The following is a 23,238-nucleotide window of genomic DNA, read 5'->3' as shown; positions in this document are numbered from 1 at the left end:
ATTGAAACCACCATTGCCCTGCCCCATCTAAGCACCATACTTCCTGATGCAGGTGCCCCATGAGCGACCAGCAAGAATTCCCCGATTACGACCTCAACGACTACGCCGACCCCCAAAACGCTGAATCCCCTTCGTCCAATACGGGCCTGGCCCTGCCTGGGCAAAACCTGCCGGACAAGGTCTACATCATCCCGATCCACAACCGGCCGTTCTTCCCGGCGCAAGTGTTGCCGGTGATCGTCAATGAAGACCCGTGGGCCGAGACCCTGGAGCTGGTGAGCAAATCCGACCACCATTCCCTCGCGCTGTTTTTCATGGACACGCCGCCGGAAGATCCGCGCCACTTCGACACCTCCAGCCTGCCGCTGTACGGCACGCTGGTGAAGGTGCACCACGCCAGCCGTGAGAACGGCAAGCTGCAATTCGTTGCGCAGGGCCTGACGCGGGTGCGCATCAAGACCTGGCTCAAGCACCACCGCCCACCGTACCTGGTGGAAGTCGAATACCCGCACCAGCCCTCCGAGCCGACCGATGAGGTCAAGGCCTACGGCATGGCGCTGATCAACGCGATCAAGGAGCTGCTGCCGCTCAACCCGCTGTACAGCGAAGAGCTGAAAAACTACCTCAATCGCTTCAGCCCCAACGACCCGTCGCCGCTGACCGACTTTGCCGCCGCGCTGACCTCGGCCACCGGTAACGAATTGCAGGAAGTGCTGGACTGCGTGCCCATGCTCAAACGCATGGAAAAAGTGCTGCCGATGCTGCGCAAAGAGGTAGAGGTCGCGCGCCTGCAAAAAGAACTTTCCGCCGAGGTGAACCGCAAGATCGGTGAGCACCAGCGCGAGTTTTTCCTCAAGGAACAGCTCAAGGTCATCCAGCAAGAGCTGGGCTTGACCAAGGACGACCGCAGTGCGGATGTCGAACAGTTCGAGCAACGGCTGCAAGGCAAGGTGCTGCCGGCCCAGACGCAAAAACGTATTGATGAAGAACTCAATAAACTGTCGATCCTGGAAACCGGCTCGCCGGAATACGCGGTCACCCGCAACTACCTCGACTGGGCCACCGCAGTGCCGTGGGGCGTCTATGGCGAGGACAAACTCGACCTCAAACATGCGCGCAAGGTGTTGGATAAACACCATGCCGGCCTGGACGACATCAAGAGCCGTATCCTCGAATTCCTCGCGGTGGGAGCCTATAAAGGCGAAGTCGCCGGTTCCATCGTGCTGCTCGTTGGCCCGCCGGGCGTGGGCAAGACCAGCGTGGGCAAGTCCATCGCCGAGTCCCTGGGCCGACCGTTCTACCGCTTCAGCGTCGGCGGCATGCGCGACGAGGCCGAGATCAAGGGCCATCGCCGCACCTACATCGGCGCCCTGCCGGGCAAGCTGGTGCAGGCGCTTAAAGATGTGGAAGTGATGAACCCGGTGATCATGCTCGACGAGATCGACAAGATGGGCCAGAGCTTCCAGGGCGACCCGGCCTCCGCGCTGCTGGAAACCCTGGACCCGGAGCAGAACGTCGAATTTCTAGACCACTACCTGGACCTGCGCCTGGACCTGTCCAAAGTGCTGTTCGTGTGCACCGCCAACACCCTGGATTCGATCCCCGGCCCGTTGCTCGACCGTATGGAAGTGATTCGCCTGTCGGGCTATATCACCGAAGAAAAAGTCGCCATCGCCAAACGCCACCTGTGGCCCAAGCAGCTGGAAAAAGCCGGCGTGGCGAAAAACAGCCTGACCATCAGCGACGGCGCCCTGCGCGCATTGATCGACGGCTACGCCCGCGAAGCCGGGGTGCGTCAGTTGGAAAAACAGTTGGGCAAACTGGTGCGCAAAGCGGTAGTCAAGCTGCTGGATGAGCCGGACGCGGTGATCAAGATCGGCAACAAGGATCTGGAAAGCTCCCTGGGAATGCCGGTGTTTCGCAACGAGCAGGTACTGTCGGGCACCGGCGTGATCACAGGTTTGGCCTGGACCAGCATGGGCGGCGCGACATTGCCGATCGAAGCCACTCGCATCCACACGCTCAACCGTGGCTTCAAGCTCACCGGGCAGTTGGGTGAAGTGATGAAAGAGTCCGCCGAAATCGCCTACAGCTACATCAGCTCAAACCTGAAGTCGTTTGGCGGTGATCCGAAGTTCTTCGACGAAGCCTTCGTGCACTTGCACGTACCGGAAGGCGCCACACCGAAGGACGGCCCGAGCGCCGGCGTGACCATGGCCAGTGCGCTGTTGTCGTTGGCGCGCAACCAGCCGCCGAAAAAAGGCGTGGCCATGACCGGCGAACTGACATTGACCGGGCACGTGCTGCCGATTGGCGGTGTGCGTGAAAAGGTGATTGCGGCGCGGCGCCAGAAGATCCATGAGCTGATTTTGCCGGAGCCCAATCGCGGCAGCTTTGAAGAGTTGCCGAACTACCTGAAGGAAGGCATGACCGTGCACTTTGCCAAGCGCTTTGCGGATGTGGCGAAGGTGCTTTTCTGATAAATCTGCAGCGCCTGTGAAGGCCGCATCGGGAGCAAGCCCCCTCCCACTTTTGAATGTGTTCACACATCAAAATGTGGGAGGGGGCTTGCCCCCGATGAGGCCCACCCCGCCAACACCCCACCCGCCTGTCACACCTTGCCCCATCTTCGGTTATGCTCGCCCTTCGTCGTGTCTAAACGGAGCCCTCATGACCGCTGCCCGCCTGCTTCTCCCCTTGAGCCTTGCCCTGCTGGCCGCATGCGCCAGCGCGCCGAAGCAACACGTCACCGTGGAAAACCAGAGCGCCTGCCCGCTCCAGCTTAAAAACGGGCAAACCCTGATCCTGACGCTGCCAAGCAACCCCACCACCGGCTACCGCTGGGCCATCCAGGATTCCGCCGGCGGCGTGCTGCGCGCGCTGAGCCCCGAGGTCTACAGCAGCACGGAATCGGGGGTGATCGGTGGCGGTGGCCAGTCGACTTGGCGCTTCCAGGCCTTCGCCGCCGGCCAGGGCCGTTTGCGCCTGACCTCTCAACAACCCTGGGAACCGGAGGCCGAACCGGTCGAGACCTTCGACTGCGCCATTACGGTGAACTGATATGCCCTGGCTGATTCTGGCGTTGATGGGCGCCGCCACGTTTGTCTACGGCCTGACCACCCATGCCACGCTGCTCTGCCTGCTGGTCAAACCCTTGCCGGTGCTGGCGCTGCTGGGCTGGTTGCATGATGCACCGCCCACCGACTATCGACGCTGGATCAGCCTTGGGCTGATTTTTTCCCTGGTGGGCGATGTGTTGCTCGCCTGGCCGGGCGACCTGTTTATCTTCGGCCTTGGCGCGTTTCTGTGTGCGCACCTGGCGTACCTCAAAGCCTATTTCAGCGATTGCCGACGTTTGGCCCTGCTGCCGTTGGTACTGGCGCTGGGCGTGGGCGCGATCCTGTTGAGCATCCTGATCGCCCATGGCCTGGGCGACTTGCTGATTCCCGTGGTGGTTTACGCCCTGGTGATCAGCGCGATGCTCTGGCGCGCCCTCGCCCGCCTCGGCAGCCAGGTGCCGCAACGCTCGGCACTGCTGGCGGCAGCGGGCGCGGTGTCGTTTGTGCTTTCCGACACACTGATTGGCATCAATCGCTTTGTGGTGGCGTTCGATACGGCGCCGTATTTGCTGATCGCCACGTACTGGCTGGGCCAGTGGGGTATCACTGCTTCGGCTTTCCATCAGACAACCCGCGCACACGAGGGCCAACTTGGCTAAAATGCCGGCCTTTCCCCCTTCGTCGCCGGAACAACCGTGAGCAAAGAACCCGATCGCCTATTCGCCCAGCCCCTGCCCCAGGTGCCGGACTTCGCCTTTAACGAGGACGTGGTGCGGGTGTTCCCGGACATGATCAAACGCTCGGTGCCGGGTTACCCGACCATCGTCGAAAACCTTGGCGTACTCGCCGCGCAGTTTGCCCAGCCCCACAGTGTGCTCTACGACCTCGGTTCCTCCCTTGGCGCGGTGACCCAGGCGTTGCGCCGGCATGTACGTACCGACGGCTGCCGGGTGATCGCTGTGGATAACTCGGCAGCGATGGTCGAGCGTTGCCGTCAATACCTTAACGGCCAGGACTCGATGTTCCAGGAGCTGCTGCCGGTGGAGGTGGTCGAGGGCGATATCCTCGCGCTGCAGTTCCAGCCGGCCTCGGTGGTGGCGCTGAATTTCACCCTGCAATTCATCGCCCCGGCCGAGCGCCTGGCGCTGCTTGGGCGTATCCGCCAGGCGCTGCTGCCGGGCGGTGCGTTGATCCTCTCGGAAAAGCTGCGCTTCAACGATGTTGAAGAACATGCGTTGCTCACCGACCTGCATATCGCGTTCAAACGCGCCAACGGCTACAGCGAATTGGAAATCGCCCAGAAGCGCAGCGCCATCGAAAACGTCATGAAGCCCGACAGCCTCGAAGAACATTGCGAACGCCTGCTGGCGGCCGGGTTTTCGAAAGTCGTGCCGTGGTTCCAGTGTCTTAACTTTGCCTCGTTGATTGCCTTGCCATGATTGATTTGTCCCCCCTCGCCCGCCATCTGGTCGGCACTCCCCTGGCCGTTTGGGCCCAGGGCCTGCAAGCGCAGCTCGACAGCAAGATGGAGAAAGGTCATGGCGACCTGGAGCGCTGGCAAAGTGCGCTGGATGCACTGCCCAAGGTTCAGCCCAGCGACGTCGACTTGCTCAATGGCCTGACCCTGGACACCGACTGCGACGACGCCACCCGCACGCAAATGCACAGCGCGTTGATGGGGTTGAGCCCATGGCGCAAAGGCCCGTTCCACCTGTTCGGGGTGCATGTGGACACCGAATGGCGCTCGGACTGGAAGTGGTCCCGCGTGGCGCCGCACCTGAACCTCAAGGGCAAGCGCATCCTCGATGTGGGCTGCGGCAACGGTTACTACATGTGGCGCATGCTCGGCGCCGGCGCCGACAGCGTGATTGGCGTGGACCCCAACTGGCTGTTCTTCTGCCAGTTCCAGGCCGTGCAGCGTTACCTGTCAGAGCCCAAGGCCTGGCACCTGCCGTTCCCGTTCGAAGACTTGCCGGCAAACCTGGAGGGCTTCGATACGGTGTTTTCCATGGGTGTGTTTTATCACCGCCGCTCGCCGATCGAACATCTGCTGGCGCTCAAGGACACCCTGGTCAAGGGCGGCGAGTTGGTGTTGGAAACCCTGGTGGTTGAAGGTGATCAGCAACAGGTGCTGGTGCCGGAAGACCGCTATGCGCAGATGCGTAATGTGTGGTTCCTGCCATCGGTGCCGGCGTTGATGCTCTGGCTGCGCCGCGCCGGTTTCAGCGATGTGCGCTGCGTGGATGTGAGCGTGACCACGGTGGAGGAACAGCGGGGCACGGAGTGGATGAAGTATCAGTCGCTGAGTGATTTCCTCGACCCGGACGATCACAGCAAAACGATTGAAGGGCTGCCGGCGCCGATGCGGGCGGTGATTATCGCCAGGAAATAAACCGGGTATAGATCCAATAGAGCCCCCTCCCACATTGGGCCCTCAGTGTTCTTTAGACAGTGGTGTTTTTGCTCTTCGGGCTTTGAAGAATTCGCTCAGGACCGTCCCGCACTCCTCGGCCAATACGCCGCCTTCATACAGAACCTTATGGTTGAGAAACCCCTGGGTAAAAAATTGCCCCTGGCTCTGCACGATACCCGCCTTGGGCTCCAGCGCACCGAACACCACCCGCGCCACGCGCGAATGTACGATCAAACCCGCGCACATGCTGCACGGTTCCAGCGTCACATACAGCGTGCTGCCCACCAGGCGATAGTTGCTGATGGCTTGCGCGGCGGCGCGGATGGCGACCATTTCGGCATGGGCGCTGGGGTCGTTGCCGCTGATCGGGCAGTTGAAGCCGCGGCCGATGATTTCACCGTCCTGCACCAGCACCGCGCCCACCGGCACTTCGCCCAGCGCGGCGCCTTGGGCGGCGAGGGCCAGCGCTTGGCGCATGAAGTGCTGGTCGCGGCTGCGGTCGATGATCGCGGCGGGGCGGATCTGGCGCATCACGCCACCTCGATGGCGGCCATCAGGCCGGTTTCCATATGGTCGATCACGTGGCAGTGGAACATCCACACACCCGGGTTATCCGCCACCAACGCCACCCGAGCGCGCTCGTTCTTGCCCAGCAGGTAGGTGTCGGTGAAATACGGGATCACCTTGTGGCGGTTCGAGGCGATCACCTTGAAGCTCATGCCGTGCAGGTGGATCGGGTGCTGGTACTGGGTCATGTTCTTCAATTCAAAAATGTAGCTCTTGCCCTTTTCCAGTTTGGCAATCGGGCGATCGGCACAGGTCTTGTCGGTGATGTCCCAGGCCTGGCCGTTGATCTGCCACAAACTGGGCGGCTTGCCGTTGTCCACCGACACCGAGCCGACCCATTCGAAATTGAAGTTGAGTTTCTCGGCATTGGCCAGGTCCGGTTCGGCCACGGGGTTGGCCGGCAATGCAGGCGGCCACTGGGTGGGCGCGTCGGTGTTGGCCACCGAGCGGAAGGTGCCCAGGCGCACCGGGCCGTTACGGATCGACAACTCTTCACCCGCCGGCGGCGCCTTGATCGCCAGGCAGATACGCATGCCGGGGCCCAACCAGTATTCTTTGCCGAGGGGGCGCGGTTCGATGGGGTTGCCATCCAATGCGTAGATCTGCGCTTCAACGTCCGGAATATTGAGGCGATAGGTCAGGGTGTTGTCGAGGTTGAGCAGGCGTACGCGCGTGATCTGCCCGGCCGGCAAATCGATCACCGCCTGGGACACACCATTGATGGTCGACAGCCGGCCGGCCGTGCCGCCGCGCGCGGCCTCACGCGCAATGCTGAAGGCCACGAAGGCGCCCTCTTCGTCCACGTGCCAGCTTTTCAGGCTGAGGGTCCGCTCGTGTTTGAACCCGGTGGGTTCGCGCTCTTCCACGATCAGCGGGCCGACCAGGCCGCGGCCGAGTTCTTCACTGCTGTTCACATGGGGGTGATACCAGTAGCTCCCGGCGTCGGGTACGCGGAATTTGTAGTCGAAGTATTCGCCCGGCAGCACCGGCAATTGCGAGACATAGGGCACGCCGTCCATCTCCAGCGGCAGACGGATACCGTGCCAGTGGATGGTGGTGGCGACCGGCAGGTGGTTGATGAAACGCACCCGCAGCCATTCGCCCTGGCGCACACGCAACTCGGTGCCCGGTGCCGACGGGCCGAAGGCCCAGGCGGGGGTCTTGTGGCCCGGCACCAGTTCCACGTCCAACGGTGCGGCAATCAGCTCGTAGTCGTGCCCCGCCTCGGCGTCGGCGACTTTTCCCAGCCAGTAGCGGTAGGCGCCGCCAGCGCCGGCACCGACTACGGCCAGGCCCGCAAGGCCACCCAGGATTTGTCGACGGGAAAAGGATCGGGACACAACAACCTCACGTATCAGCCGCAGGCCAGTGGCCTGCAAAGGGCAGATACGATACACCTGCATCGGCTAAACAGTAAGGCTTCGCATTGCCGCAGTGGCCCGATCAGCCCTTGGCGGCCGCCAGAATCAGGGCTTTCATCTCGGCAACCGCGCCTTTGAAGCCGACGAACAGCGCGTGCGCCACCAACGCATGGCCGATGTTCAGTTCGTTGATGCCCTTGATCGCGGCCACCGCTTCCACGTTGTGGTAATGCAGGCCATGGCCGGCGTTGACGATCAGGCCTTCGCCAAGCCCGCAGTTCACACCGTCGATGATGCGTTGCAGCTCATCGGCCACTTCAGTGGGCGTGGTGGCATCCGCGTAACGGCCGGTGTGCAGTTCGATGGCCGGCGCGCCGACCCGGCGCGAGGCTTCGATCTGGCGCTCGTCGGCGTCGATGAACAGCGACACTTCACTGCCGAGCTTCGACAGCCGCTCCACGGCAGCCTTGATCCGCGCTTCCTGGCCGGCCACATCCAGACCGCCTTCGGTGGTGAGTTCCTGGCGGGTTTCCGGGACCAGGCAGATATGCGCCGGACGAATGCGCTCGGCGAAGGCCATCATTTCTTCGGTGACACCCATTTCGAAGTTCATGCGGGTTTGCAGCACGTCCTTGAGCAGCAGCACGTCGCGCTCCTGAATGTGGCGGCGGTCTTCGCGCAGGTGCACCGTGATGCCGTCGGCGCCTGCTTCTTCGGCATCCAGCGCGGCCTTGACCGGGTCAGGGTAACGAGTGCCCCGAGCCTGGCGCAGGGTAGCGACGTGGTCGATGTTGACGCCGAGAAGAATGCGATTGCTGGTGGTCACGGAAGCGCTCCTGAAAGGGGAAAGAAACGCTGCACAGCATACACGGGGTTGTCAGGGCTTTCGAAACAACTCGCGGCTGACCAGCGGCCGTCCGCCCAAATGCACAGCCAGGGCCTGGCGCATCAAGCGCTTGGCGGCCGACAACGCGCCAGGGGCCGACCAGTCCGCTTCGCTCATGGCGAGCAATTCGGTGCCCTGGAACAGGCCCGGCTGCAGCAGGTACACGCGCTCCAGGCCCGCGTCCACTTGCAGACGGTACATGCCGTCGGCGGCGATGGGGTCGCCATGCAGGTCGTTGTTCAGTTCGAAGCCGTAGCCCAGGTCATCCAGCAGGCGCCATTCGAATGCGCGCAGCAGCGGTTCCAACGGGCGACCTTCGGCCAGGGCCAACAGGGTGGCGGCGTAATGATCGAAGACCGCCGGATGCGGGTCTTCGGCGGGCAGCAGGCGGATCAGCAGTTCATTGAGGTAGAGACCGCTGAACAGCGCATCGCCATTGAGCCAGGCGGAGGTGCCGACGCTTTCCAGCCGGCCGACGTTTTTCAGCTCGCCCTTGCCACGAAACTCCACGTCCAACGCCACGAAGGGCCGTGCCTGCGTGCCCGCCTTGCCCCGCGCGCTGCGCAACACTGCGCGCAGGCGGCCCTGGGGCGTGAGGAAGTCCACCAGGGCGCTCGTCTCGCGGTAGGCGCGGCTGTGCAGGACGTAGGCGAGTTGGCTGGGGGTGGGGATTGGGACATGGGTTCTCTATCTTGAAAACAATACAAACCTAATGTGGGAGGGGGCTTGCCCCCGATGGCGGTGGTTCAGTCACTTATCTATTAACTGACCCACCGCTATCGGGGGCAAGCCCCCTCCCACATTTTTGCCCTGCGGTGTCCTTACAGGTCGCCATAGCCCAGGGAGCGCAGCGCACGCTCGTCATCGGACCAGCCACCTTTCACCTTCACCCACAGGTTGAGCATGATCTTGGAATCGAACAGCAATTCCATGTCCTTGCGCGCCTCGGTGCCGATGCGCTTGATGCGCTCACCCTTGTCGCCAATGATGATTTTCTTCTGGCCGTCGCGTTCGACGAGGATCAGCGCATGGATATGCAGGGTCTTGCCCTGTTGCTTGAACTCTTCGATTTCGACAGTGATCTGGTACGGCAGCTCGGCGCCCATCTGGCGCATGATTTTCTCGCGCACCAGTTCGGCGGCAAGGAAGCGGCTGCTGCGGTCGGTGATCTGGTCTTCCGGGAAGAAGTGCTCGTTCTCCGGCAGGTGCTGGGCGATCACGCGCTCCAGGGCATCCAGGTTGTGGCCATGCTGCGCCGAGATCGGGATGATCTGCGCGTTCGGCAGCTGTTCCTGCAGCCAGCTCAGGTGTGGCATCAGCTCGGCTTTGTCTTCGATGCGGTCGGTCTTGTTCAGCGCGACGATCAACGGGCCGGTCACGTACTGCACACGCTCCAGGACCATCTGGTCTTCGTCGGTCCACTTGGTGCGGTCGACCACGAAGATCACCACGTCGACGTCTTTCAACGCCGCCGACGCGGTTTTGTTCATGTAGCGGTTGAGGGCTTTTTCGCCGCCCTTGTGCATGCCCGGGGTGTCGACATACACCGCCTGCACGCTGCCTTCGGTCTTGATGCCCAGCATGTTGTGGCGGGTGGTCTGCGGCTTGCGCGAGGTGATCGCGAGCTTTTGGCCGAGGATGTGGTTCAGCAGCGTGGACTTGCCCACGTTCGGGCGGCCAACAATGGCAACGTAGCCACAGCGTGTTGCGGTTGAATCAGTCATGGCCATTCTCCACGCCCAGGGCAATCAGTGCTGCAGCGGCCGCTACCTGTTCGGCAATACGACGGCTCACACCCTGACCTCGGCTTTTTTCATTCAGTAAGGTGATTTCACATTCCACGAAGAACACGCGGCAATGCGGCTCACCTTGGATATCCACCACTTCGTAGCGTGGCAGTTCGCACCCGCGCGACTGCAAAAATTCCTGCAGGCGGGTCTTGGGATCTTTGTTGGTGTCGACCAGGGTGAGGCTTTCGATCTCGGAGGTCAGCCACGCGGTGACGCGCTCCTTGGCCGCTTCCATGCCTGCATCCAGGTAGATCGCACCGATCAGCGCCTCGAGGGCATCGGCCAGGATCGATTCGCGGCGGAAACCACCGCTCTTCAATTCACCGGACCCCAGGCGCAGGTATTCGCCCAGGCCGAAACCACGGGCCAGCACGGCCAGGGTCTCGCCTTTGACCAGGCGGGCACGAAGGCGCGACAACTGGCCTTCACGGGCTTGCGGGAAGCGCTCGAACAGCGCTTCACCGGCGACAAAATTGAGGATGGCATCACCGAGGAATTCCAGGCGCTCGTTGTTGCGCCCTGCAAAACTGCGGTGTGTGAGGGCAAGGATCATCAATTCCTGATCCTTGAAGGTGTAACCGAGCTGGCGCTCGAGACGACTGAGAGAAACGGTCACTGTTTAGCCATACCTGGTTGATGCATATCGAGTTCGTGGCACCGGCGGCCATCGACGATTGACGCAGTATTCAAATTCAAATCCTGATTGGTGTCGCACGGGGCAGGCCAGATTTGTCCCAACCCCAGAAAAGCACTCGGCGCTGTGTTCACAGCGCCGCTTGTATTACTTGATCAGCCCGACCCGCGAGAAGTTAGGCAGGTGACTCAGCTTGGGTTCCGGCCAGCTCATCCAGACCGCGAAGGCCTTGCCGACGATATTCTGGTCGGGAACCATGCCCAGCAGCTCTTTGGGAATAGTGGGGTCATCCCAGTAGCGGCTGTCATTGGAGTTGTCACGGTTGTCGCCCATCATGAAATAGTGCCCGGCCGGCACTTTCCATTGGCCATCAGGCATGGCGCGGTAGCGGGTCATTTCCTTGCGGATTTCATGCTCTACCGCACCGAGTTTCTCCTGATACAGCTCGGCGCTGCCCAGGCTGTTCGGTTCGGAACCGAGCAGTTTTTCGGCCACCGACTCACCGTTGATAAACAGGCGCTTGTCGCTGGTGTAGCGAATCACGTCGCCCGGCAGGCCCACGACACGCTTGATGTAGTTGACGTTGGGATCGCTCGGGTAGCGGAACACCATCACATCACCGCGCTGCGGGTCGCCGACTTCGATGACCTTCTTGTCGATCACCGGCAGGCGAATCCCGTAGGAAAACTTGTTCACCAGGATGAAGTCGCCCACGTCCAGGGTAGGCTTCATCGACCCCGAAGGGATCTGAAACGGCTCCACCAGGAACGAACGCAGCACCAGCACGATGAACAACACCGGGAAGAACGACTTGCCGTATTCAACCAGCAAAGGCTCTTTGTTCAGCTTCTCGACCACCACCGCATCGGGCTGGCTGACGCTGCCCTGATAGGACGCGATAGCCGAGCGCCGACGCGGGGCGAAGAACACCAGATCGAGCAACGCCAGGAGGCCGCAAACGGCAACGGCGATGACCAGCAACAGCGGGAAATTTAGTGACATAGGACCTAACTATCCAACCTGAGCACCGCAAGGAAGGCTTCTTGTGGAATTTCCACGTTGCCCACTTGCTTCATGCGTTTTTTACCGGCCTTTTGCTTCTCAAGCAGCTTGCGCTTACGGCTTACGTCACCGCCGTAGCATTTGGCCAGTACGTTCTTTCTGAGAGCCTTGACGGAGGTTCGCGCGATGATCTGCCCGCCAATGGCGGCCTGGATCGCAACGTCGAACATCTGGCGCGGAATCAGTTCTTTCATCTTTTCGGTCAACTGGCGCCCTTTGTAGTGCGCGTTGTCCTTGTGCACGATCAGTGCCAGTGCATCGACCTTGTCGCCGTTGATCAATACGTCCAGCTTTACCAGATTGGCCGATTGGTACCGGTCGAAATGGTAATCCAGCGAAGCATAGCCGCGACTGGTGGATTTGAGACGGTCGAAGAAGTCCAGGACCACTTCGTTCATCGGCAAATCGTAGGTCACTTGCACCTGGGTACCGAGGAACAGCATGTCGTGCTGCACGCCACGCTTTTCGATACACAGGGTAATGACGTTGCCCAGGTGTTCCTGCGGCACAAGAATATTGGCCCGCACGATCGGCTCGCGCATGTCTTCAATGGAGGACAGGTCTGGAAGCTTGGACGGGTTGTCGACGTAAATCGTTTCACCGTTTTTCAGCAACAACTCGAAAATAACGGTTGGCGCGGTGGTGATCAGGTCCAGGTCGTATTCGCGCTCGAGGCGCTCCTGGATGATCTCCATGTGCAGCATGCCGAGGAACCCGCAACGGAAGCCAAAGCCCAGGGCATCGGAGCTTTCCGGGGTGTACTGCAACGACGAATCGTTGAGGGTGAGCTTTTGCAGGGCTTCGCGGAAGTCTTCGAAATCGTCCGAGCTGACCGGGAACAGGCCGGCATAGACTTGCGGCTGGATACGCTTGAAGCCTGGCAGCACGTCGACGTCCGGGGTGGAGCTCAAGGTCAGGGTGTCACCCACCGGGGCACCGTGGATGTCCTTGATGCCGGCGATGATGAAGCCGACTTCACCGGCTTTCAGGTCAACGGTGGCGGTGTGTTTCGGGTTGAATACACCGACGCTGTCCACCAGGTGGATCTTGCCGGTGGACTTGACCAGGATCTTGTCGCCCTTCTTCACACGGCCATGGCGCACGCGTACCAGGGAAACGACGCCCAGGTAGTTGTCGAACCAGGAGTCGATGATCAACGCCTGCAGCGGATCTTCGATATTGCCGGTGGGTGCGGGGATGGTCTTGACCAGGCGCTCGAGCACTTCGTCGACGCCCAGGCCGGTCTTGGCGCTGCACTCGACGGCGTCGGTGGCATCAATCCCGATGATTTTTTCGATTTCTTCTTTTACCCGGTCCGGATCGGCCTGTGGCAGGTCGATCTTGTTCAGTACCGGCATGACTTCCAGGCCTTGCTCGATCGCGGTATAGCAGTTGGCCACGGACTGGGCTTCAACGCCCTGCCCCGCGTCCACCACCAGCAGCGCACCTTCGCAGGCCGCCAGGGAGCGGCTGACTTCATAGGTGAAGTCGACGTGGCCAGGGGTGTCAATGAAGTTCAGCTGATACTTGATGCCGTCTCGGGCGGTGTAGTACAGGGTAACGCTGTGGGCCTTGATGGTGATCCCGCGCTCGCGTTCGAGGTCCATGGAATCCAGCACCTGGGCTTCCATTTCACGCTCGGCAAGGCCGCCGCACATCTGGATGAATCGATCGGCCAGCGTCGACTTACCATGGTCAATGTGGGCGATGATGGAGAAATTGCGGATATGACTCAAATCACTCACGGATCAACACTCAAAAAGGCTGCAGGCAGATTGCCCGCTGAAAAATAGCCGGGAATTGTACCTGATGCTCAGGCCAGACGTCATCTTTGCTGACCAGAACAAAAATGCCCCGATCTCTCGACCGGGGCATTTTTTGTTCATAAGCGCGCTATCAACCGGCCCGGCGCAACAGCCAGAACCCGGCAAGGGCGCAGATGGCGGTGGGCACCAGCACCGCAAACAGCGGCGAGAAACCGAACACCAGGCTCGATGGGCCAAGCAGGTCCTGGGCGATGCGGAAGGTGAAACCCACCAACACGCCGGTAAATACGCGCTGGCCGAGGGTCACGGAACGCAACGGACCGAAGATGAACGAGATGGCCATCAGCACCAGCGCGGCGGTGACCACCGGCTGCAACACCTTGACCCAGAACGCCAGCCAGTAGCGGCCGTTATTGAGCCCCTGATCCTTCAAGTAGTGGATATAGCCCCACAACCCGGAGATCGGCAGGCTTTCGGGGATCATCACCACGGTATTGAGCAATTCGGGCTTGAGCGCGATGTCCCATTCTTCGCTGGGCGAATTGATCACTTCGGTGCTGGCCTTGGTGCCTTGGCCGACATTGCGGAAGTAGGTGGTGGTGATGTCGCTCAGCTGCCATTTTTCGTCGCCGTACTGCGCACGTTTGGCGAAGCTGGACGACAGCATGTGGCGCTCTTTGTCGAAGGTATAGCGCGTGACGCCGATCAACAGGCCGCCCGGTTGCACGGCGTTGATATGGATGAACTCGTCACCCTGGCGGTGCCACAGGCCATGCTTGGCACTTTGCGCATCGCCTGAACCCTGGGCCAGGGCACGGTTGGCCTGGGCGGTGCTTTCAGCCGGCGGCGCGACATATTCACCGATCAGCACGCTGCACAGCATCAGCAGCAGCATGGGCTTCATCACCGCCCAGACGATACGGCCGACGGACACCCCGGCGGCACGCATGATGGTCAGTTCGCTGTTGCTGGCCAGGCTGCCCAGGCCGATCAGACAGCCGATCAACGCCGCCATCGGCATCATGTCGTACAGGCGACGCGGCGCGGTGAGCGCCACGTAGCTCATCACATCCCACACGGTGTAGGTGTCGCTGACGTTGCCCACCTCATCAATGAAGGCGAACAGCGAGGCCAGGCCCAGGATGATGCCCAGAACCGCCAGGATGGCGATCAGGACGCTGCTACCAATGTAGCGGTCGAGCTTAACCACGAGCCAACTCCTTCTGGCCGCGACGGCTCATCATTTTCAAACGGATAGGTTCCCAGTAGAGCAGCCCCAGGCCGATCACCAGGAAGATCCCGTGCACCCACCACAAGCCCAGGGTTGGCGACAGCTTGCCTTTTTCCAGGGAGCCACGGGCGGAGATCAGGATGGTGAGGTAAGCCATATACAGCAGGATCGCCGGCAACAGTTTGAGGAAGCGACCCTGGCGCGGGTTGACGCGCGACAGCGGTACGGCCATCAGGGTCACGATAAACACCAGCAGCGGCAGGGAAATACGCCATTGCAGCTCGGCGATGGAGCGCAGTTCCTTGCTGCCCAACAGGTCTTGCGTGGGGATCGCATCGCGGTCGGTGACTTCACTGCTGACATCCGGGCGGGCGAGCAATACGCCATAGGTGTCGTACTTGATGGCGCGGTAATCGGCCTGGCCGGGGCTGCCGTCATAGCGGTAACCGTTTTCCAGGATCAGGTAGCGACTGCCGTCCGGGCGCACTTCCTGGCGGCCCGAGTCGGCCACCAGCACCGAAATGCCGCGGTCCTTCTTGTCCTGGCCCAGGCGTTTCTCAGAGATGAACACCCCGCCCAGGTTGGCGCGGTCTTCGGTGAGGGTTTCGGTGTAGGTCACCCGAGTGCCGTCATTGAGTGCCTGGAAGCGGCCCGGCTCGAGGGTGTCGAACTCAGTCATCGCATCCTGCTTGTTCAATACCAACTGAAATTGCATCGCGCCCTGGGGGGCCAGGCTCAGGCTCAGCCAGGCCACGATCAACGCGACGCCGGCGGCCGGGATCATGGTCATGCCCAGCAGGCGCTGTTGGCTCATGCCGGTGGCCGAGAGCACGGTCATTTCGCTTTCGAGGTACAGGCGGCCATACGCCAGCAGGATCCCGAGGAACAGGCCCAGCGGCAAAATCAGCTGCAGGAACCCCGGCAGGCGAAAGCCCATGATCAGGAAAAGCGAGCCCGGGTCCAGGGCGCCGGAAGCGGCCTGGGCCAGGTATTTGACGAAACGCCCACTCATGATGATGACCAGCAATACCGCGCTCACGGCACTCAGGGTCAATAGGACTTCGCGGGACAGATAACGGAAGACGATCAAACCAGACACTCCAGGGTTGTCAGGCTAAGGCGGCCAAACAAGCAAGCATACCGAGTCAGCCCATTTACAAGGGCCGGCTAAAAAGATGGCGCATTATCCTGTGATTGATCGCGCCTGTCACTGCGCAACCTCATGCGTAGGTACAAAGCATGCGCCAAGGGTTGTCAGGCTTTGCTTGCGAGGTTCAAACTGCGGCCTTTGTCGCGGGTGATTGACTCAGCCGCCACGCTTTAAAGCCTGGGTACATACGCCAGGCTCCCAGACCTTATATAAGGGACCCGAAAATGGAATTGGTTGTAAAAAGCGTTAGCCCCGAAACGTTGAAAACCGCCACCCTCGTGGTCGCCATCGGCGAAGGTCGCAAGCTCGGCGTGGCCGCCAAGCAACTCGACGAACTCAGCGGCGGCGCCATCAGCGCGGTGCTCAAGCGCGGCGACCTGGCCGGCAAAGTCGGCCAGAGCCTGCTGCTGCAAAGCCTGCCCAACCTCAAGGCCGACCGCGTATTGCTGGTGGGCGTGGGCAAGGACGAAGAACTGGGCGACCGCCCATTCCGCAAGATCGTCAGCGGCATCCTCAACACCCTCAAGGGCCTGGGCGGCGGCGATGCCACGCTGGCACTCGATGAAATCGTGGTCAAAGGCCGCGACAGCTACGGCAAGACCCGCCTGCTGGCCGAGTCACTGGTAGACGGCGGTTATACCTTCGACCAGTTCAAGAGCCAGAAAGCCGAACCCCGCGCCCTGAAGAAAATCACCCTGCTGACCATCAAGGCCGCCCAGGCTGAAGTCCAGCGCGCCGTGACCCACGCTACCGCCATTGCCAACGGCATGTCGTTCACCCGCGACCTGGGCAACCTGCCGCCGAACATCTGCCACCCCACCTTTCTGGGCGAACAGGCCAAGGCACTGGGTAAAGAGTTCAAGGGCCTGAAAGTTGAAGTCCTGGACGAGAAAAAGATCAAGGAACTGGGCATGGGCTCGTTCTACGCCGTGGGCCAGGGCAGCGACCAGCCGCCACGCCTGATCGTGATGCAATACAACGGCGGCAAGAAGTCCGAGAAGCCTTACGCCCTGGTGGGCAAAGGCATTACCTTCGACACCGGCGGCATCAGCCTCAAGCCGGGCGCGGGCATGGACGAGATGAAATACGACATGGGCGGTGCCGCCAGCGTGTTCGGCACCCTGCGCGCCGTACTGGAACTCAAGCTGCCGATCAACCTGGTGTGCATCCTGGCCTGTGCCGAGAACATGCCGAGCGGCGGCGCGGCTCGCCCAGGCGACATCGTCACCACCCTGAGCGGCCAGACCGTCGAGATCCTCAACACCGACGCCGAAGGCCGCCTGGTGCTGTGCGATGCGCTGACCTACGCCGAGCGTTTCAAGCCGCAGGCGGTGATCGACATCGCCACCCTGACCGGCGCATGCATCGTTGCCCTGGGCTCCCACACCTCGGGGCTGCTGGGCAACAACGACGAGCTGATCGAGCAACTGCTCAGTGCCGGCAAGGCCGCCGACGACCGCGCCTGGCAACTGCCGCTGTTCGATGAGTACCAGGAGCAACTGGACAGCCCGTTCGCCGACATCGCCAACATCGGCGGCCCGAAAGCCGGCACCATCACGGCGGCCTGCTTCCTGTCGCGCTTTGCCAAGAACTTCAACTGGGCGCACCTGGACATCGCCGGCACCGCCTGGACCAGCGGCGGCAAGGACAAGGGCGCCACCGGTCGTCCGGTTCCCCTGCTGACCCAGTACCTGCTGGATCGCGCCAAAGCCTGAAACTGAAGATGCCGGGGCGGCCAACACACCGCTCCGGTCTCAGGAACCGCAATGACCCAAGTCGACTTCTATATATTGCCCAGCGCCGACCCGCTCGCGCGCCTGGACTTTGCCTGCAAGCTCACCGAAAAAGCCTGGCGCATGGGCCACCGCATCTACCTGCATTGCAGCGATGGCGCCCAACGCGATGAACTCGACGCCCGCCTGTGGCGCTTCAAGGGCGAGAGCTTCGTGCCCCACGGCCCCGCCGAATCGGAACCCGAAGGCCTGGTTGTACTGGGTTTGGGCGACAGTTGCGGCGCTCACCACGACCTGCTGGTCAACCTGGACCTGAAAGTACCGCCCTTTGCCAAGGCGTTCGCCCGCGTGGCGGAAGTGGTGGTGGAGGATCCGGCTATTCGTCAGGCCGCGCGGGAGAGTTTCCGTTTCTACCGCGAACAGGGCTATCCTTTGCAAGATCACCGGCTACAACGACTTTGAGCACACGATGGACACTTCCAACCCCGTAAAAAAAGATGACCACCTGCTGGACGATCTCGAGTCGATCCGCAAGTTGCTGGGTGATGATGACTTACAACCGCCGCTGCTGACCGAACCGGTCGATGGCGAGGTACAGATTCCGCTGTTGTTCGACATGGTGGGCGGCAAGCCCGCCGCGCCGGCACCGAGCGTCGAGGCCCCCGTCGTCGTGGAAGCCGCGCCTGCCGATAAGGCACCCGACGCCTTGCTGCTGCACCTGGACAACGAACTGCGCGCCGCCGCGCAATTGATCATGCAAGACGTGATCGACGACTTTGCCCCGCATATCGAAACCGAGATCAAACGCCGGATGGATGCGCGGATGGAGCGGTTGCTTAGCCAGTACCAATCTTAAGCCACACCTATCCCCTGTGGGAGGGGCTTGCCCCCGATGAGGGTGCATCAGTCTCAATATTTTTGACTGTCACCGCGCTATCGGGAGCAAGCCCCCTCCCACATTTGCCCCGCACACAGCTCAACCTCGCCCTGCGCCCTATCCCCCGTTATACTTGCCGGCTTTCCTGAATAAATGCCAACTAGGGTCCCGCCGCGCATGGATAAGACCTACCAGCCGCACGCAATTGAAACTTCCTGGTACAACACCTGGGAGTCCGAGAACTATTTCGCTCCGCAAGGTGCGGGCGAGTCCTACACCATCATGATCCCGCCACCGAACGTCACTGGCAGCCTGCACATGGGCCATGGCTTCAACAATGCGATCATGGATGCGTTGATCCGTTTCCGCCGCATGCAGGGTCGCGACACCCTGTGGCAGCCGGGTACCGACCACGCCGGTATCGCCACGCAGATGCTGGTGGAGCGTCAACTCGAAGCCACTGGCCAGAACCGTCACGACCTGGGCCGCGAGAAATTCCTGGAAAAAGTCTGGGAATGGAAAGACCAGTCGGGCGGCAATATCAGTCGGCAGATCCGTCGCCTGGGCTCGTCCGTCGACTGGAGCCGCGAGCGCTTCACCATGGACGACGGCCTGTCGGACGCCGTGAAAGAAGCCTTCGTGCGCCTGCATGAAGACGGCCTGATCTACCGCGGCAAGCGCCTGGTCAACTGGGATACCAAGTTGCACACGGCGATTTCCGACCTCGAAGTGGAAAACCACGACGAGAAAGGCTTCCTGTGGAACCTTAAATACCCACTGGCCGACGGCGCCAAGACCGCCGAGGGCAACGATTACCTGATCGTCGCCACCACCCGTCCGGAAACCATGCTCGGCGATGCCGCCGTAGCGGTTAACCCGAACGACGAGCGCTACCAGGCGCTGATCGGCAAGTTTGTCGAGCTGCCGCTGGTTGGCCGCCGCATCCCGATCATCGCAGACGACTACTGCGACCCTGAATTCGGCACCGGCTGCGTGAAAATTACCCCGGCCCACGATTTCAACGACTACGAAGTCGGCAAGCGCCACAACCTGCCGCTGCTGAACATCTTCGACAAAAATGCCGCCGTATTGCCGGCCTGCCAGGTATTCAACCTGGACGGCACGCTGAACGACAGCATCGACGGCCAGATCCCGGCCGAATACGCCGGCCTTGACCGTTTTGAAGCGCGCAAGCAGATCGTCGCGGCCTTCGACGCCGTGGGTTTGCTGGTGAGCGTCGACGACCACGCGCTGAAAGTGCCGAAGGGCGACCGCTCCGGCACCGTGATCGAGCCTTGGCTGACCGACCAGTGGTACGTGTCCACCAAACCGCTGGCCGAGCCTGCGATTGCCGCCGTGGAAGATGGCCGCATCCAGTTCGTGCCTAAACAGTACGAAAACATGTACTTCTCGTGGATGCGCGACATCCAGGATTGGTGCATCAGCCGTCAACTGTGGTGGGGCCACCGCATTCCGGCGTGGTACGACGAGTCGGGCAAGGTCTATGTGGGCCGCGACGAAGCCGAAGTGCGCGCCAAGCACAACCTCGGCGCGGACATCGCGCTGCAACAGGACAACGACGTGCTGGACACCTGGTTCAGTTCGGGCCTGTGGACGTTCTCCACCCTGGGTTGGCCGCAGCAGACCGAATTCCTCAAGAAATTCCACTCCACCGATGTGCTGGTCACCGGCTTCGACATCATTTTCTTCTGGGTTGCCCGGATGATCATGCTCACCATGCATTTGGTGAAAAACGAGGACGGCACGCCGCAGGTACCGTTCAAGACTGTGTACGTACACGGCCTGGTGCGCGACGGCCAGGGCCAGAAGATGTCCAAGTCCAAGGGCAACGTGCTGGACCCGCTGGACATCATCGACGGCATTGACCTGGAAACCCTGGTGCAGAAACGCACCTCGGGCCTGATGCAGCCGAAACTGGCGAAGAAGATCGAGAAGCAGACCCGCGACGAATTCGCCGACGGCATCGCCAGCTACGGCACCGACGCCCTGCGCTTCACCTTCTGCTCGCTGGCGTCCACCGGTCGCGACATCAAGTTCGACATGGGCCGCGTCGAAGGCTATCGCAACTTCTGCAACAAAATCTGGAACGCCGCGCGCTACGTGCTGGATAAAGGCGAAGACTGCGGCCAGAACGGCGAAGCCGTTGAACTGAGCCTGGCTGATCGCTGGATCATCTCGCAACTGCAACGCACCGAAGCCGAAGTGACCCGCCAACTCGACCAGTTCCGTTTCGACCTGGCCGCACAGGCCTTGTACGAGTTCATCTGGAACCAATATTGCGACTGGTACCTGGAGCTGTCCAAGCCGGTACTGTGGGACGAAAACGCGCCGGTCGAACGCCAGCGCGGCACGCGTCGCACCCTGGTGCGCGTATTGGAAGTGGCGCTGCGCCTGGCGCACCCGTTCATGCCGTTCATCACTGAAGAAATCTGGCAGCGCCTGGCGCCGCTGGCCGGTATCGAAGGCAAGACCATCATGCTGCAGCCTTGGCCAGTGGCCAATGAAGCGCGCATCGATGAAGCCGCCGAAAGCGATATCGAATGGCTCAAGACCTTGATGCTCGGCACGCGCAACATCCGCGCCGAGATGAACATCGGGCCAGGCAAACCACTGGCGGTGTTCGTGAAGAACGCCAGCGTTGAAGACCAGCGTCGCCTCAGCGAAAACGACGCCCTGCTCAAAAAGCTGGCGAAGCTGGAATCGATCACCGTTTTGGCCGAAGGCGCCGACGCGCCGCTGTCCGCCACCGCACTGGTTGGCGAGATGGAAGTGCTGGTGCCGATGGCCGGCCTGATCGACAAGGGCGCGGAACTGGCCCGTCTCGACAAGGAGATCCTGCGCCTGCAAGGCGAAGTGCAACGTGTGGGCGGCAAGCTGTCCAACGCGGCGTTCGTCGACAAGGCGCCGGCTGAAGTAATCGACAAGGAGCGCGCCAAACTGGCTGAAGCGGAACAGGCGTTGGGCAAGCTGGCCGAGCAACACGCGCGGATTTCCAGCCTGTAAGGCCTGAACCGTGTGAAAAAGAGACCTTCGGGTCTCTTTTTTTGCCTGGATATTCCCACCTACTGCCGTCAACGCGGTCAATGTGGGAGGGGGCTTGCCCCCGATGGCGGTCTGCCAGCCAGACATGTATTGACTGATAGACGGCTATCGGGAACAAGCCCCCTCCCACATTTGAACGAGTTGATCTCAGGAATGTGTGACAATGCCCACCACTTTGAGCCAACACCAGAATCATCATGACCGCCCCCAGCACGCCAAAACCTCCGCGCAAGAAACCTAAAACCGCCGCCACGGCCAAGCCCGTGGTACCGCGCAAAGAGGCTACCCTGCATCCGCGCAACCGTCACACTGGCCGTTACGACTTCCCGGCGCTGATCAAGACCACGCCGGAACTGGCGCAGTATGTGATCCTCAACCCCTATGGCAAGGAGAGCATCGACTTCGCCAGCCCGGATGCGGTGCGCGTGTTCAACCGGGCGTTGCTCAAGGCTTTCTATGGCATCCAGCACTGGGACATCCCGCAGGACTACCTGTGCCCGCCGGTGCCGGGGCGTGCCGACTACGTGCACTTCCTCGCCGACCTGCTGGCAAGTACCAATGACGGCAAGATCCCGCGCGGCTCAATCGTCAAGGTGCTGGACATCGGCATGGGCGCCAACTGCGTCTATCCGCTGATTGGCTACATGGAATACCGCTGGAATTTCCTCGGCTCGGAGGTCGACCCGATCGCCGTGTCCGCCGCCAAGGCCATCGTGCAGTCCAATGACCTGAGCAAGGTCATCCAGTTGCGCCAGCAGCCCAACCCCAAGCAGATTCTGTTGGGCCTGCTGGAGCCGGGCGAACGCTTTGACCTGACGATGTGCAACCCGCCCTTCCATGCGTCCATGGACGAAGCCACCAAAGGCAGCGAGCGTAAATGGCGCGCCCTGGGCAAGGCCGACCCCAAGCGTAAATTGCCGGTGCTGAACTTCGGCGGCCAATCGGCTGAACTGTGGTGCGAAGGCGGCGAAGCACGCTTTGTGACGCAGTTGATCGCCGAGAGCGCGCACTTTGCCCACAAGGTGTTGTGGTTCAGTACCCTGGTGTCCAAAGCGTCGAACTTGCCTGCGATCGAGACCGCCCTGAAAAAAGCCGGCGTGCTGGAAAGCCAGGTGGTGGAGATGTCCCAGGGGCAAAAGCAAAGCCGCTTCGTGGCCTGGACCTTCCAGACCAAGAACGAACAGCAGATCTGGCGCCAGCGCTGGGTGCGTGACTAAGCCAGTGGTGTAAGGGAGCTTGCTCACCACCATGAGCCAGCTACCCCGATAAAATCGCAGGCAACAAAAAACCGTGCCCGGATCGCTCCGGAGCACGGTTTTTTTTGCTGCGTCTTACTTGTTAACAGCGTCGGTCAGGCCTTTGGCCACAACCAGCTTGATAACTTTCTTGGCAGCGATTTCGATGGCAGCGCCAGTCGAAGGGTTACGGCCAGTACGGGCAGGACGCTCGGTCACTTTCAGTTTGCCAACGCCTGGCAGAGTGATTTCGCCGCCGTTTTCCAGCTGATCAGCAACAACTTGGCTCAGTTGGTCCAGCAGAGCGCGCACGGTAGTTTTCGGTGCGTCTACTGCTTCAGCCAGGTCAGCGATCAGTTGGTCTTTAGTAATAGCCATTGTGGTGTTCCTTCCCTATCAAATTCATATGGA

21 protein-coding genes are annotated in these 23,238 nt (G+C 61.3%); 10 read left to right on the top strand and 11 right to left on the bottom strand.

Features of this window, described 5'->3' with window-relative positions:
* Window positions 1-59 precede the first annotated feature (59 nt).
* From lon to cmoB, 5 genes are all read left to right on the top strand, one after another.
* Window positions 60-2,480, top strand: coding sequence for an endopeptidase La (lon, locus tag AB4O25_RS23760; protein WP_460150019.1), 2,421 nt, complete (start codon window positions 60-62; stop codon window positions 2,478-2,480).
* Window positions 2,481-2,670: 190 nt separating this feature from the next.
* Complete coding sequence (locus AB4O25_RS23755; RefSeq protein ID WP_017526279.1) at window positions 2,671-3,060, top strand: protease inhibitor I42 family protein; 390 nt, start codon at window positions 2,671-2,673, stop codon at window positions 3,058-3,060.
* Between the two features lies 1 nt (window position 3,061).
* A complete protein-coding gene (locus AB4O25_RS23750; protein ID WP_460150018.1) occupies window positions 3,062-3,718 on the top strand; it encodes a lysoplasmalogenase in 657 nt (218 codons plus the stop codon).
* 36 nt (window positions 3,719-3,754) lie between these two features.
* Complete coding sequence (gene cmoA, locus AB4O25_RS23745; protein ID WP_460150017.1) at window positions 3,755-4,498, top strand: carboxy-S-adenosyl-L-methionine synthase CmoA; 744 nt, start codon at window positions 3,755-3,757, stop codon at window positions 4,496-4,498.
* On the top strand, window positions 4,495-5,451 hold the full coding sequence (gene cmoB, locus AB4O25_RS23740; RefSeq protein WP_068937547.1) for a tRNA 5-methoxyuridine(34)/uridine 5-oxyacetic acid(34) synthase CmoB: 957 nt from the start codon (window positions 4,495-4,497) through the stop codon (window positions 5,449-5,451). Before cmoA ends, cmoB begins: the two co-directional genes overlap by 4 nt.
* Window positions 5,452-5,493: 42 nt before the next feature.
* Here the strand turns inward: cmoB and tadA are convergent, their stop codons facing one another.
* The 10 genes from tadA to lptF form a co-directional block, all read right to left on the bottom strand.
* The gene (tadA, locus tag AB4O25_RS23735) at window positions 5,494-6,003 is read right to left on the bottom strand and encodes a tRNA adenosine(34) deaminase TadA (protein ID WP_065877234.1); all 510 of its coding nucleotides are present in this window, start codon (window positions 6,001-6,003) and stop codon (window positions 5,494-5,496) included.
* A complete protein-coding gene (locus tag AB4O25_RS23730) occupies window positions 6,003-7,379 on the bottom strand; it encodes a multicopper oxidase family protein (protein WP_116078502.1) in 1,377 nt (458 codons plus the stop codon). Before AB4O25_RS23730 ends, tadA begins: the two co-directional genes overlap by 1 nt.
* Window positions 7,380-7,482: 103 nt before the next feature.
* A complete protein-coding gene (gene pdxJ / locus AB4O25_RS23725) occupies window positions 7,483-8,226 on the bottom strand; it encodes a pyridoxine 5'-phosphate synthase (protein ID WP_065877236.1) in 744 nt (247 codons plus the stop codon).
* Between the two features lie 51 nt (window positions 8,227-8,277).
* Window positions 8,278-8,958 carry a DNA repair protein RecO gene (gene recO, locus AB4O25_RS23720; RefSeq protein WP_460070324.1) on the bottom strand — a complete coding sequence of 227 codons (681 nt, stop codon included), beginning with the start codon at window positions 8,956-8,958 and terminating at the stop codon, window positions 8,278-8,280.
* Window positions 8,959-9,107: 149 nt separating this feature from the next.
* Window positions 9,108-10,010, bottom strand: a complete 903-nt coding sequence (era, locus tag AB4O25_RS23715; protein WP_017526270.1) for a GTPase Era — start codon at window positions 10,008-10,010, stop codon at window positions 9,108-9,110.
* The gene (gene rnc / locus AB4O25_RS23710; protein ID WP_017526269.1) at window positions 10,003-10,692 is read right to left on the bottom strand and encodes a ribonuclease III; all 690 of its coding nucleotides are present in this window, start codon (window positions 10,690-10,692) and stop codon (window positions 10,003-10,005) included. The genes era and rnc overlap by 8 nt, the downstream gene beginning before the upstream one ends.
* A gap of 165 nt (window positions 10,693-10,857) precedes the next feature.
* Complete coding sequence (lepB, locus tag AB4O25_RS23705; RefSeq protein ID WP_017526268.1) at window positions 10,858-11,712, bottom strand: signal peptidase I; 855 nt, start codon at window positions 11,710-11,712, stop codon at window positions 10,858-10,860.
* Window positions 11,713-11,717: 5 nt separating this feature from the next.
* Entirely contained in the window at window positions 11,718-13,517 is a 1,800-nt protein-coding gene (gene lepA / locus AB4O25_RS23700) for a translation elongation factor 4 (protein WP_017526267.1), read from the bottom strand.
* A 151-nt stretch (window positions 13,518-13,668) separates the two neighbouring features.
* Entirely contained in the window at window positions 13,669-14,748 is a 1,080-nt protein-coding gene (gene lptG / locus AB4O25_RS23695) for an LPS export ABC transporter permease LptG (protein WP_017526266.1), read from the bottom strand.
* Complete coding sequence (lptF, locus tag AB4O25_RS23690) at window positions 14,741-15,859, bottom strand: LPS export ABC transporter permease LptF (protein ID WP_017526265.1); 1,119 nt, start codon at window positions 15,857-15,859, stop codon at window positions 14,741-14,743. The genes lptG and lptF overlap by 8 nt, the downstream gene beginning before the upstream one ends.
* A gap of 284 nt (window positions 15,860-16,143) precedes the next feature.
* Here lptF and AB4O25_RS23685 point away from each other — a divergent pair, with 284 nt between their 5' ends.
* From AB4O25_RS23685 to rlmF, 5 genes are all read left to right on the top strand, one after another.
* A complete protein-coding gene (locus AB4O25_RS23685) occupies window positions 16,144-17,634 on the top strand; it encodes a leucyl aminopeptidase (RefSeq protein ID WP_017526264.1) in 1,491 nt (496 codons plus the stop codon).
* A gap of 51 nt (window positions 17,635-17,685) precedes the next feature.
* Complete coding sequence (locus AB4O25_RS23680; protein ID WP_017526263.1) at window positions 17,686-18,114, top strand: DNA polymerase III subunit chi; 429 nt, start codon at window positions 17,686-17,688, stop codon at window positions 18,112-18,114.
* A 7-nt stretch (window positions 18,115-18,121) separates the two neighbouring features.
* Window positions 18,122-18,508, top strand: a complete 387-nt coding sequence (locus AB4O25_RS23675; RefSeq protein WP_137219958.1) for a DNA polymerase III subunit chi — start codon at window positions 18,122-18,124, stop codon at window positions 18,506-18,508.
* Window positions 18,509-18,706: 198 nt separating this feature from the next.
* Window positions 18,707-21,553 (top strand): valine--tRNA ligase, encoded by a 2,847-nt coding sequence (locus tag AB4O25_RS23670; RefSeq protein WP_017526261.1) that lies wholly within the window; start codon window positions 18,707-18,709, stop codon window positions 21,551-21,553.
* Window positions 21,554-21,789: 236 nt separating this feature from the next.
* On the top strand, window positions 21,790-22,809 hold the full coding sequence (rlmF, locus tag AB4O25_RS23665) for a 23S rRNA (adenine(1618)-N(6))-methyltransferase RlmF (protein ID WP_065877240.1): 1,020 nt from the start codon (window positions 21,790-21,792) through the stop codon (window positions 22,807-22,809).
* A 114-nt stretch (window positions 22,810-22,923) separates the two neighbouring features.
* Here rlmF and AB4O25_RS23660 read toward each other — a convergent pair whose 3' ends face one another.
* Complete coding sequence (locus AB4O25_RS23660) at window positions 22,924-23,205, bottom strand: HU family DNA-binding protein (protein WP_003188840.1); 282 nt, start codon at window positions 23,203-23,205, stop codon at window positions 22,924-22,926.
* Between the last annotated feature and the right edge of the window lie 33 nt (window positions 23,206-23,238).

Source organism: Pseudomonas sp. S3_A03, assembly GCF_054668275.1.
This window is presented reverse-complemented; position numbering and strand designations above follow the sequence as displayed.